General features: G+C 37.8%; 7 protein-coding genes. 1 reads left to right on the top strand and 6 read right to left on the bottom strand.

Features of this window, described 5'->3' with window-relative positions:
- Positions 1-94 precede the first annotated feature (94 nt).
- The 4 genes from U5921_RS12985 to U5921_RS12970 form a co-directional block, all read right to left on the bottom strand.
- Positions 95-664, bottom strand: a complete 570-nt coding sequence (locus U5921_RS12985) for a cyclase family protein (protein WP_324823885.1) — start codon at positions 662-664, stop codon at positions 95-97.
- Positions 661-1,113, bottom strand: a complete 453-nt coding sequence (locus tag U5921_RS12980; RefSeq protein ID WP_324823884.1) for a MarR family transcriptional regulator — start codon at positions 1,111-1,113, stop codon at positions 661-663. The genes U5921_RS12985 and U5921_RS12980 overlap by 4 nt, the downstream gene beginning before the upstream one ends.
- 302 nt (positions 1,114-1,415) lie before the next feature.
- Positions 1,416-4,463, bottom strand: a complete 3,048-nt coding sequence (locus U5921_RS12975) for an efflux RND transporter permease subunit (protein WP_324823883.1) — start codon at positions 4,461-4,463, stop codon at positions 1,416-1,418.
- A 19-nt stretch (positions 4,464-4,482) separates the two neighbouring features.
- Positions 4,483-5,553: an efflux RND transporter periplasmic adaptor subunit gene (locus U5921_RS12970; RefSeq protein WP_324823882.1), complete on the bottom strand. Its 1,071-nt coding sequence runs from the start codon at positions 5,551-5,553 to the stop codon at positions 4,483-4,485.
- Positions 5,554-6,046: 493 nt separating this feature from the next.
- Between U5921_RS12970 and U5921_RS12965 the strand changes: the two genes are divergently transcribed.
- On the top strand, positions 6,047-6,628 hold the full coding sequence (locus tag U5921_RS12965; RefSeq protein WP_324823881.1) for a TetR/AcrR family transcriptional regulator: 582 nt from the start codon (positions 6,047-6,049) through the stop codon (positions 6,626-6,628).
- A gap of 159 nt (positions 6,629-6,787) precedes the next feature.
- Here U5921_RS12965 and U5921_RS12960 read toward each other — a convergent pair whose 3' ends face one another.
- Positions 6,788-11,761: a GLUG motif-containing protein gene (locus U5921_RS12960; RefSeq protein ID WP_324823880.1), complete on the bottom strand. Its 4,974-nt coding sequence runs from the start codon at positions 11,759-11,761 to the stop codon at positions 6,788-6,790.
- Positions 11,762-11,994: 233 nt separating this feature from the next.
- Complete coding sequence (locus tag U5921_RS12955) at positions 11,995-13,173, bottom strand: GHKL domain-containing protein (RefSeq protein ID WP_324823879.1); 1,179 nt, start codon at positions 13,171-13,173, stop codon at positions 11,995-11,997.
- Positions 13,174-13,223 lie beyond the last annotated feature (50 nt).

The raw sequence follows: 13,223 nt of genomic DNA, 5'->3' as shown, positions 1-13,223 counted from the left end.
ATATTTTCTTTTACTCTAGTCATATCGATGTACCTTTCTTACCTTTGTTCTTTTAGCCAAGCCACCTTTTATCGTTTACCTGATGGTGATTTTTTTATATAATATCCGCCACCACTTTACATCGCAATCCTGTGGCGACAGGATCATCAAACCAAAGAGTATAAACCTGAAAGGCATCAGTGTTTCGTAATTGATTAAGATTACTAAGATTCTCAATAACAAAGATACCATTCTTCTCTAGCATTCTGTCGGCAGGCTCATGCTCTTTTCCGCGCCGTATTCCAGCACAGTCAATTCCCAAAAAACAAAGTGGTTGATTAGAAAGCCACTGTATCAACTCGTTAGATAACTGCGGGTGCTCTCGAAAATAATCAGCTGTACCGTACTTCTCTTTTTCACTTCGACCAGTATGTATTAGAAGAAATGCATTTTCTGGTATGTATAAATTTTCAATATCTGAGAGAGAAATCTCACGGTTTTCTGCAATATTTGAAACATCCCAAAGTATCCCTTGGCATATAATGTAATCTAATGGGATATCACTTTTCTCATAGGTATCTAAATGTGTACCTACATGTCCAGTCGCTAGATGGCGATTCTCTTTGGTGGAGAGCCATTGCTCCATTAAGGCCACATCCACTTGTGTTGTCAAGTCATATTTCATAGAGATTCCTCCTGTATTTTTGCTTGTAGATAGTTATTAAATTTTTGTAGAAATTCGAGTACTACTTGTTGTTCCTTTATTGGAACAGAAGATAAAAAAGCAATATCTCGTTCTTCCCATTTTGTATGAGCAACCTCATGTTCCTTAAACAGAGCCTCGCCTATAGCGGTCAATCGATAGTAGATTTCTTTTTTATTATCAGAAAGAGCATAACGTTCTATAAGACCATCCTGTAGTAAGCGCTTAGCTAGCTTTGTAACTGCACCTCTAGTCATCGATAGAAGCGTAGCGAGTTGCACTCCATTTGGGCGTTCAAGCTTTCCGATAGCTTCAATGCAGTGCAATTCTGAATTACTATATCGTGAATTTAAACCACTATTTATAAGATTGCTAAGTACATCTTGATTGTTATAAAGCTGCATAAACTGCCGAAGCATTTCTCGTTCCATTTTGCACCCCCTTATCGTTTCCTAGTAAACAATAAGATAGTAGCATGTTTAAATATTGTTGTCAAGTAAACAAAAAGGGCGCAAGAAGAAAATTGTTTAAGGTAAATTCCAAGTCAAGTGCGCCACTTCGTGTAGACAATTATATATTTGTTTCATTCATGTTCCTGTATAATCAACAAATGCTTCAATATCTTTTTTCTGATTCCGATCAAAGAACGATTTCTACCACAGCTAAAAATGCTGACTCTTTATTCCGCCTCTATCAATGCCACTAAAGAAATTCTATCTTCCTCCAATCCACTCTAAGTTTGCTTTTCAAACATATCATAAATAATTGGTACCAGTATTAGATTTATAATCATAGCAACAAGTAAACCTATTATCATCAATCTTGCCATAGGAACAAATAGTTCATTTCCGCCAAAACCAAGTGGAATCAATCCAAGTACAGTTGTCATAGTACTCATAAGAATTGGACGGAATCTTTTTCGTCCTGCCTCAAGACAAGCTTCATCCACAGTTGCCCCTAATGCTCTTTCTTCATTAATAAATTCAATTAATACAACAGCATTAGCCAGTACACAGCCAAGGAGGCTTACCGCACCTAGTAATGCAAAAAAGGTCAAACGCTCACCTGTAATAAATAACCCTGCTACCCCAGATAATATTCCAAAAGGAACCGATGTAAAAATAAAAAATGGAATCTTTATAGAATTAAATTTAAACAATAAAATCATAAAGATAACTGCTATGGAAAGAACTGCAACTTCTGCAATTGAAGTCAATACGTCCATAAAATCATGCTTCATTCCTGATCTTTCCAAGGTTACTCCATCTGGAAACTCTGTGTTTTCTAGCATCTTTTCCAATTTTGTCTGAAGTGTAATGTCACTGTACTTTGACCTGTAGTAACACCCTACAGCCCTTCCCCTTCGTCCATCAATTCTTGTTACAGTACTCATTTCTGGATTTAACTGTACATCTGTGAATTGCTGGAGGGCATACTTATTTTGGTTAACAGAAGATTTTATTCGAAAATTCTTTAATGCATTCTGGCTTTCTATATCACTATCCAATACAAGCTCATATTCTTTCCCTTCATTGCGATAGATAGAAACATTTCTTCCCATCAACGCAATACTCAATTCATTTTGAACCTCTGCTTTTGTAAGACTAAAACTATTAAGTTTTTTCGTATCCATATTAACATAATAATTATAAGTAGCAAACTCTTGTCCTGCATCTATGTATTTGGTTCCATCTAACTGTCTCATAAGGCTGGCTACCTTTTCCGCAGACTGATTCAAATCATCCAAATCATCACTATAAATCTTCATTTCAAGTGGTTTTGATGTAAAAGCAATGATACCTAGTTCATCAACTAAAACATTTCCTCCACTAATATTAGAATCTATCTCATTTTGCAAGAAGTCAACCATCTCATTCGTTTCATGAAATCTTCCACCCTTGGATAAATCAACTCTAATAAAAATATCCCCTACATTATTTCCTGTCGCCTTTGGCATTATCGAATAATCATATCTTGGAATTCCTATTCCAATTCCAGACATATAATATTTTGTCTCCGGTTGTTTGTCTAAAATCTTTTCAATTTCATGTATCAGAGCCGCTGTTTTTTCAATATCATTTTCATCATTTCCTTTTACATTAATGGTTACTACATCTTTATATGCTTTTGGGATTACCTGCATATCAATAATTGATAAGGTTAGCCCACATACAACCATGAATACCAATGCTATCAGAATGGTGCGTTTTCTATTCCTAAAAGCCTTTTGAAATATGTAGTCATACATAGAAACTAATTTTCCAGAATTATCTTTTTTTATTTTAGATGGCTTTAAAAATAAATATGAAAAAAGTGGAGTAACCGCAATTGATACAAAAAAAGAAGCAACTAAGCAAGTAATAATTACCACTGGTAAAGTAAATGCCAATTGGCGGTACGCGCCAGACAATGCCAGCAGGGAGGCAAATGCACTCACTGTTGTAAGCATGGATATAAACACTGGCATAATCATTTTTTTCGTTCCTTCAATTACTGCATTTTTTCTTTCCATCCCATTATCTAGATTTGTTTGGATGGCATCACTAATCACAATTGCATTGTCAACCAACATTCCCAACACAATAATCAATGCTGCCAGCGAAACAAACTGGATTTCAGTCCCCATGAGTTTCATCACAATAAAATTAATTAGAATAGACAGTGGAATTGCGACTGAAACAACTAAACCATTTCTAAAGTTCATTCCTAACATAACAACAATAAGAACCAAGATAATAGATTCTAATAAATTCCAAATAAAACTATTTACAGCATCCGATACCACATCCGGTTGAAAATACACCTCATGCACCTGAATATTTGAAGGAATATAATTACGATACTGCCCAATGCACTGACGTATAGAGTCTCCGAAATTAACTACATTTATCCCTGAATCAAAATACAAAGCTATTAAATTAGAATCCTTTTTATTGTATGTATAATGAGCGCTGTCTTCAGGGTTTTGTATCTGAATATCTGCTATATCAGAAAGTCGAGTAATTGTCCCCACCTCTGATTGACCAATAACAATATTTTTGATTTCATCCAAACTTTCAAATTTTCCATTTGAATTTACAGTCATAATACTATCATCAATATTAATATCCCCTATTGGTATAATACTATTTTGTGCTCCAATAATATTTGCTATTTCCGAGAGTGATATATCAAGATTATTTAATTGTGCCGCATGTACATGGACTTTTACTTGTGAATTCCGCTGGCCGTAGACCTCTACCTTACGAACGCCATCTAAAAGTTCCAGTTGATTTTTCAAATCATCCGTTCTCTGTGCTAGTTCGTCACCACTCACATCACTGCCTGTGACAGCCACAATCATACCTGCTGTATCCATGACGTTTGTATCAATTGACACGGATGTCACTCCTGAAGGTAAAGTTTCTTTTAATTCTTCTAAACGATTTCTTAAATCATCAAAACTTTCGTCTACTTCTTTTTGGCTAATATCCATACTTAAAGAAACCATAACTGCACTTACACTATTCATAGTAGTAGATGTACAAGAGTCAAAACCTTCTGTTTGCCGAACTGTCTCTTCCAATTTTTTGGTCACCAGCTCTTCCATGTCTTCTGCCGATGCTCCAGGGTATACAACACTAATAGCGGCTACAGGTAATACAACTTCTGGAAAATGTTGCTTTGGTATCGATATATAGCTAAAAATACCACTTACAATTATAGCAATCACAACGATTAGAACGATATTCTTTTTATTAATAATACTATTTACAAAACTATTTATAAAATTTTCCTTCATATTTATTCCCCTATCTTCCCTAGTTGCTTGCATTCTTACTTTGGTTTATGCTATTTAAGGAGTTAGATAAAATAACAACATCATTTTCTTTTATATTTTTAACTCCGTCACTAATTATAACTGTTCCTTTCTCAATTCCATCAACTTGCACCGTATCGTTACATAACTCTCCTCTAATAATTTGTTTACGGCTTACTATCCCTTCCTTGTTTACAACATAAACATAATCAATACCATCAATATTAAAAATACTCTGCACAGGAACAAAACACCCACTATTTTTTCCAGTAATAATCTGCACCTCTACCATATCACCAATTTCATATTTATCTGATTCAAAAACCACATCTACAGTATAAGCTCTAGTCTTTTCATCAGGATATTGTCCAATGCTATCAATATTGGCAGTAATCGTTCCATCAACTTTAACTACACTTGTCGTTGTAACCTTAGCAATATCATCAGTGGATACTCCTACAGAAATTACTTTCTGACTACCTTTCATAATGACTACAGGATATCCCGCAGCAATTATTTCTCCCGCTTTATATGGAACCTCCATTACATAGCCATCCTCATCTGCATAAATAGTTGAATCTATCAATTGCTTTTCTACCTGTTCTAAATTATTTTGAGCAATCTCATAATTTCCTTCAAGCGTAACATATTGATTTTCTTGAGCTTCCCAATCTTTATCAGCAATAACACCATTATCATGTAAAACTTTCGTTGCATCTAATGCTGATTTTGCAGTCTCCAATGAATTTTTCAAACTATTGACATTTATTCTAGCAGTATTAGCACCAATTTCTAATGAAGAAGTATCCAGTTTTGCAAGAAGATCTCCTGCTTTAATTTTTTCACCTGCCTCAACATATATAGCCTCTAATTTTCCTCCTGATAAAAAAGCATAATTCTTCGTATCTTTCGCTCTTACAATTCCTAAATAATCCAAACCAGTGTCATACTCCTTTGTACTAACTGTTGATGTATTTGCGTTTTTACTTTGTGTTTGTACTGTATTATCATTAGAGCATCCAACTAAAAGAATTATAAAAACAAGTATTGCTATTAAGTTTGTTTTCTTCATTTATGTTTCTCCTTTTTAATGACATATTTTCATATGCTCTCATAATTATTTCTTGTAATTTTATTTTTTGTAAAGGAAGTTGACTCCATTTATAAATAAAAAAATTACTTACTCCAAATAAAAAAGCCCCCACAAACAAATTCTCCTGTGTATTTGAAAGGGCATTTGAGAGTAATCCCATCATTTTACATGAAATAAATTTTCCATAGCATATCCGGTTAGTTACTCAGCTACACTACACAAAATACTATGTACAACTAATCTTTTTTCTCCACATTAGTTAATCTCATCTTTTTCTTTTCGAAAGTCACCCCCAAGAATTAGAAATAGTTCAAATTTGTTATTTTTTACTCATATGTGTATTATACTACAAGTGATACCTATCAACAATGGACACAATATCACTTATGTGATACTAATTGCACATTTATTACAAAAAATGTGCAATATACCACATAAACACATAAAAATGTATAAAATTGGGAGATATTATATGAATACAACTAGACGAACCGACCGCCGAATAATAAGAACAAAAAAAGCAATTCGTAACGCTTTTGCAGAACTTCTTTCAGAAAAAAATATTAATCAAATTGCCATTAAGGATATAGCAGATAAAGCTGATATTAATAGAAAAACATTTTATAATTACTACAGTGGAATCCACCAGATTGTTGATGAAATAGAGAATGAAATTGTTTGCACTTTTGAAGCAACTTTAAAAGATATTAACGTAAACGAAGACATGAGGAACCCGTATATAATATTTTCAAAACTAACAACCATTATAAACAGTGATTTGGATTTTTATGGTTATCTAGTAAAAACAGACAGCAATTCTAATTTGATTTCCAAGATTATAGTTTCACTGAAGGAAAAAATAAAAGAATCTATATTAAACCAAATCGAAACAGATGAGGTTAAAATAAATTTAATTGCAGACTTCATTATTTCAGGGATGTTGGCTGTTTATCAAAACTGGTTTAATTCTAATCGTAGCATAGCAATTGAAAAAATATCTGATGATGTCAGTGTGCTAGTGTTCCATGGGATTAATGGACTTTTGAAACTTTAATAATTTTTATTTGAAGATAATTAGTTTTACCTTCACCAGTAGGCAACTCAATCTCCTGTTCCTAGATTATTGCAACATAAATTAATAAGGACAGTCGCCTTCATTTAAAAAGTTACGACTGTCCTTATAATATCTAAATAAATTGATGTTCGTTTTTCTCTATTCCACAATGGTTTTAATAAACCGTTCAATTACCGCTGCTACTTCGGCTCTTGTAGCGTTTCCCTGCGGAATAAAGCTCCCCCCTTCTCTGCCTGTGATTACTTTTGTTTCCTGGCAGTATTTAGCACCGTCAATCGCCCAACTTGAAATGCTAGTGCTATCCGCATATGTAAGTGAACTGTCCACAACCTTTGTCTTTTTTAGATAGGTTGCAAAATTCAGCATCACGACTGCCATTTGCTCACGGGTTACCTTCTCGTTAGGTGCAAACAGGTTTTCTCCAACGCCTTTAATCAGTCCGTTTTCATTGCCCCAAGCCACATATTTGGCATAGTAGCCGTTTGCATTGACATCATAGAAACTGGTCGTTGCTGAAACACTTCCATTTTCGGAAATGCTTCCGTAAGATCGTTCATATAGCCTCCCAATTGCGGTTACAAACATGGCTCTTGTCATGCTTTCATTTGGGTCAAACTGATCTTGCGCAGTCCCAAGAAATATTTCACGCTCCGTCACAAAGTCAATACTTGGTTTTGCCCACGCTATGGTATTGTCTGTAAAATTTTTTGGATTCTCTTTGAATTCTACGGTGACACCAGTAGGGGCAACATATTTATAGAGATTGCCTGCAATCGCAGAAAATCCAATGTAAATCTTTTGGTTCTCTTGATTGTAATACGGAAGTGCACTTTTCTTTACAAAAACTGCGGTAATTTTGTGCGTGTTGCTATCTGTAAAGGTATATTTTTCTGTCGCTCCTATACTCTTTCCATTCACTATCACATCCGCTATCACATATCCATCATTAGGCGTGATAGTAGCAGTCTTTTTATCATTACTAATTGTAATTTTGCCGTCATTGCTTGTTTCTGCAGTGATAGTTGGTGTTACTACGCTACTACTCGTACCGCTTCCACTTGAATGATGATTTGATGGATTACTTGGCGTGGTATATGCAATGGCATAGGTGGAGAATTTTTTTACAGTAAGCTTGATGGCTGTACCGTTATCGATAAGTTCAACTTTTTCACCGTCCTTTGCAGTAGTAGTAATGGTGTCAACACTTGCACCGTGATAACGGTAAACAACATAACTACTCTTGCCTTGAAGGGAAGAATCAAGAGGAATCAGCACTTCAATTAAATTTGGAAGTTCGGTAAGAATAGCAGATTGTGAAGAAATTTCATCACCATTACTGTCCTTCACCGTCTTTAATACCAATAAGTCAACAAAGATGCCGACTGTTTTTCCGTCTGATGTTGCAGTAACTGAAATATCACTTGCATTTGTTGCCGTGTTATCCTTTTTCTCGGCAATAAACTTAATTTCAACTAATCCACCGTTTGTTACTACATCATGATCGATTGAAGTTACCCCTTTATCGGTTTCAGAAGCCGTTGTCTGAAATTGTTTATCAAGTCCACCTACAACGATTGGTGGTGTGGAAGGTTTCACTTCAACAACACTATTGGTCTTTCCACTAGGAAGTGTGATTGCATTTTCAAGGCTGTTATTCGCATTGTTTACTACAACAAGAGTAGTAACGGTAATACCATTTTTACTCACCACCAGATTATAAATACCATTTACTACGTTCTCAATAGTGAATTTGCCATCTGCATCGGTTTGAACCGATAGCCCCACCTGATTATTGCCACGCATAAGTTTAACTGCCACATCCTGAACATTGCTGCTGCTTCCATCCTGCACAATCCCTATAATTTTATAAGTTGGTATTTCCACATAAGGGGTTGCTACAATAACGATGGTCTTTGTCGAGGTAAATCGTATTTGTGTTCCCTTTGAAACCGTTATTTTGAACACATAACTCCCATTTGTTCCGGCAGGATCTGCGCTCGTCCCGGCAGTTGGCGCCGTGTAGCTTTCTTTGGTTACTGTTACGTTAATTGTATTGTTATTCACTGCACTTTCTGCTATAGCTTTGAGGGCATCTTGAATAACAACTTCATCTGTAGCGACCGCTTGGATCATGTCTACATAACTTGCATTCTCAGCCGCATTTTTAGCATTGTTGACCGTTGCAATGTCCGGGTCGGCATCTTCTGTGATTGTCATTGTAATGATGGTTGAATCCTCAACGCTTCCTTTTTCAATGGAAACATCATAGTTACCAGTTTCGCTATTAAACGTAACAGTAGCCGTTACTCCGGCAGCAGCATCTGTCAGCAATCCATTCACATAACTTTGCACAGCTTCCGTTTTCGCTGTTTGACCTGCATCAAATGCTACAGTTATCGTGCCGTCTTTAATCGCGGTTTTTGCTGCGGCAACCGCATCCATATCACTTACACCGGTAAAAGCTGTTGCTGTAATTGTAGTTGTCCTTTTTTCTGTTATTTGTGTTTGGCTACCCTTGTTTACGGCTATGGTGAACTCATAGCTACCATTTGTGCCGGCAGGATTTGCACTCGTTCCGGCAACTGGTTCCGTGTAGCTTACTTTGTTAATTGTAACGGTTACACCATTATCGTTTATCGCAGTAGTTGCGGTTGATTTAAGTGCGTCTTTGATGGCATCTTCACTTATTGCCGCTGCTTGGTTCATATCTACATAGGTTGCACTTTCTGCCGCATTTTTAGCATTGTTGACCGTTGCAATGTCCGGGTCGGCATCTTCTGTGATTGTCATTGTAATGATGGCTGAATCCTCAACGCTTCCTTTTGAAATCACAACATCATATTCACCGGTTCCGCTATTAAACGTAACAGTAGCCGTTACTCCGGCAGCATCCCCTGTCAGCAATCCGTCCACATAACTTTGCACAGCTGCTGTTTTCGCAATTTGGTCTGCACCAAATGCTACAGTTATCGTGTCGTCTTTTATAGCGGTTTTAGCTGCGGCAACCGCATCCACATCACTTACACCTGTAAAAGCTGTTGCAGTAATTGTAATGGTCTTTTTTTCTGTTATTTGTGTTTGACTACCCTTGCTTACGGTTATGGTGAACTCATAGCTACCATTTGTGCCGACAGGATCTGCGCTCGTTCCGGCAACTGCTTCCGTGTAGTTTACTTTGTTGATTGTAACGGTTACACCATTATCGTTTATCGCTGTAGTTGCGGTTGATTTAAGTGCGTCTTTGATAGCCTCTTCACTTATTGCGTCCGTTTGGTTCATCTCTGCATAACTTGCATTCTCCGCCGCATTTTTAGCATCGTTGACCGTTGCAATATCAGGGTCGGCCGCTATGGTTACTGTTACTGTATACTCTTTTTTTGTTCCGTCTTCGGCTGTTACTGTATATATAACAGGATCTGTAAAGTCTCTTCCTGTACCGCTTATCGGTGAAATCGTTGATTTTTGTGAAATAAAAATGGTCGGAACAAGGTTTGTAATAATGGTACCATATGGAACGATAACAGCAATATTTGTTCCTGTTATTATCCCTGTTACAGTAGGGCTTGCAAAGCTAAACCCCGTAATATCACAAGCATTACTTGCTGTTTCCGGCCAAGTTACTGTTATTGTAAGTGTTTTATTAGCATTAGAAAGCACGACTGCTACTGCGCCCCCATTAGTGACTGTTATATCACTTGCCGCAATTGTGCTATCAAACTCATACCCTGTGCTGGCAGTATACACATATTTTGTTTTGTATTCCGTGCTTGCTGCAAAGCTGCCGCTTGCAGTAGCATAGGATGTACCGTCGTCAGACCAAGTAATTACTGGAGCTATTGCACCTGTTGGAACTGTATTTGTACCGTCTGCAACGGCTACCCCCGTAACAGGGGCAGTTGTACCAATTGAAATTGGCTTTGTGATTATGATCGGAGGAACATAAAATGTTGGATAACCTTCAGAAATCGGTACCCAAGTGCTGGCTCCTGAAATACTGGAACCATTATTGTTTAGCGTTGTAACAAAGGCTGTGTCCTTCATGTCGGCAGATGTCATTTTTGTTGTACTGTCAGTATTAATTCCAATGCCTAGTTTGGCTGCATCCGTTCTAGCAATTCCATTTACGGACTGGTTTGCATTACTATTCCAGTATGCGTTTGTAATCGTGCTACTTCCAACCACCCAACCAAGGAAGCCACCAACAGCGGAACTATATCCGCCAATGACATCACCTGTAGCATAGCAGTTTTTGATTGGGTTGCTTTCCCCATACCCAAGCAAGCCACCGACAGTGGCAGTATGTCCACCGACTACATTTCCTGTGGCATAGCAGTTTGCGATTGAGGTGGTTTTTAGCCACCCAACCAAGCCACCGACATAGGCATCTTTTTTGCCAGTAATCCCGCCTGTGGCATAGCAGTTTTTAATTGTAGCACCACTACTTCCTCCAACCAAGCCGCCAACAAAAGCACTGCCTCCACCGTTAATACTACCTGTAGCATAGCAGTTTGTGATGATGTCACTTTGATTATATCCAAGCAAGCCACCCACATTAGCAGCGCCACCTCCCGTGACAGAACCTGTAGCATAGCAGTTTGTGATTGTTGTACTTATACTGTATCCAATCAAGCCGCCAACATAAGCACTACCATAATCCGAATTAATTGCTATATCAACCCCAAGATTTTTAATTGCCCCACCGTCAACATTGCCAAACAAGCCTATATACTGTAGGGTGCTTTCAGGAGTAGTCGATGAGCCTATTTTAACTTGTGTAATTTTTTTGTTGTTGCCGTCAAACGTGCCCTTAAATGCATAACTTGTTCCTCCAATCGGTGTCCACGCAGCATTGAGAGAGATATCATTCTGAAGCACAAAGGTTGTGTATTGATAGGTAGTTCCACTATTTACCTTCGTTGCTAAAGTAGCGAGCTGCGCCTCGTCACTGATGGTATAAGCCACAGGTGCCGAACTTGTGCCTGCTGAAACTCCTGACGAGTATGCTGTTTCACTTGCAGCGAACACAGGCATCGCCATTTGTGGCAATAACCCGATTGTCATGGCAACGACTAAAATTAAAGATAAAATTTTCTTTGCTTTTGTTTTTTTCATATCTTTCGCTCCTTATACATATGCCGTTTTTAGTGGATGATAAATCCTGCAAGCAAGCTAGAATTACCAACATATAAATGAAACATAACATAAAAAGGGGCGCAAAAGCCGTTTCTGGGGTCATTGCTATCATTTTAGGGATAATTGCCTGATTATGTCAAAATAACTGCTATCAGTGTGGCTGACAGCAGCTATTGGGAAAGTTCCTCATTCTCTTTTCTTATTTGAACGTTTTAAAGTTCATTGAGGACGATTTGAGCAATGAACTTACCATTATTTACCGAAAATCCTGATGTGCCTTCATACCGCTCAGCGGTGTAGATCAAGCTTTTTATCCCTGTTCCGCCGCTTCGCTTTTGCGTTTTTGGCAGCTCCCCTTCAAAGGCAATATCCTCACGGCAAGTATTCTCAACTCGTATACGCAATCTTCCATCTACATATCTTGCGGCCACAGTAATTTCCCGTATCTTTTCATCAGGCAACCGCAAACAGCCCTCAATGGCATTTTCGAGTATATTACCAAAGATACAAGTCAAGTCAACGTTATCAATCCCTATTTGTTCAGGGACAACTATTTGAAAAGTAATCTTAACTTGTGCCTGCTTCGCTTTTTTTGCATAGGCATTGCAAATGCTGTTGATAATTGGATTCTTGCAATAGACTGTGCTTTGGGTCATGTCCAGAGCCGCATCAAAGCTTTGCATATATCCTTCAAGTTCGCTCAGTTTGCCGACCTTAAGCATTTCCATGATAACTGCATTGTGGTGATGCATATCATGTAGCTGCTGGGATGCTAAAACTACTGCCGCCTTTTGTCGTGCAAGCTCCGATTCCCACAGCTTGTCTTGTTGTACCATGAGTAAGTTTCGGTTCTCTAAAGCATATTTTTCTACAATATCACTTGCCTGAATATACAGGAGATAGTATACCGCTAAGAACAACAGATAGACGATAACGATAACAATTTGGTTCCAGTTTTCGCTCTCCCAAAAAAAGTATGGAACCGGATAGTACAGAAGAACGATTTGAAGAATTAAAAACATCAGGGGCACCAGCGTGGCGGTACGCCATTCTTTGTCCAAAGAGTCCACCAATCTACGAAAGTGCGGGCGAACAAATTTAAACAACCACGGGATAATCGCCCCATAGATGAACGTACGAGCGATGTTGTATTCGGTCACATACGCAACACCGCCGCCGTGTATGCTCACGATAGAGCTGATGTAACTGATGGAGATATAGATGTTAATACATGTCAGAAAGTTAAAAACCGAGACGAAAAAGGCATCCGCAGAGCAAATTAGAAACCATGCGAGTATCAGGACCAAAACGATAACAATAGCAACATGATCAGCTGCATGAATACCCTGAGTAAAAAGCACTCCGCAAAGAATGATTATCCCTAAAGTCATCACGAGCAATCCTGCCGTGATGCGTTTTTTGACCGGTTCCCGAAAATGCA

Origin of the sequence: Sinanaerobacter sp. ZZT-01, assembly GCF_035621135.1 — a bacterium.
Classification (GTDB): Bacteria; Bacillota; Clostridia; order Peptostreptococcales; family Anaerovoracaceae; genus IOR16.
This window is presented reverse-complemented; position numbering and strand designations above follow the sequence as displayed.

What these genes read in the sequence shown, in the direction of transcription:
- U5921_RS12985 (WP_324823885.1), bottom strand. Translation starts at nt 664, where the DNA reads ATGAAATATGACTTGACAACACAAGTGGATGTGGCCTTAATGGAGCAA.
- U5921_RS12980 (WP_324823884.1), bottom strand. Translation starts at nt 1,113, where the DNA reads ATGGAACGAGAAATGCTTCGGCAGTTTATGCAGCTTTATAACAATCAA.
- U5921_RS12975 (WP_324823883.1), bottom strand. Translation starts at nt 4,463, where the DNA reads ATGAAGGAAAATTTTATAAATAGTTTTGTAAATAGTATTATTAATAAA.
- U5921_RS12970 (WP_324823882.1), bottom strand. Translation starts at nt 5,553, where the DNA reads ATGAAGAAAACAAACTTAATAGCAATACTTGTTTTTATAATTCTTTTA.
- U5921_RS12965 (WP_324823881.1), top strand. Translation starts at nt 6,047, where the DNA reads ATGAATACAACTAGACGAACCGACCGCCGAATAATAAGAACAAAAAAA.
- U5921_RS12960 (WP_324823880.1), bottom strand. Translation starts at nt 11,761, where the DNA reads ATGAAAAAAACAAAAGCAAAGAAAATTTTATCTTTAATTTTAGTCGTT.
- U5921_RS12955 (WP_324823879.1), bottom strand. Translation starts at nt 13,173, where the DNA reads ATGACTTTAGGGATAATCATTCTTTGCGGAGTGCTTTTTACTCAGGGT.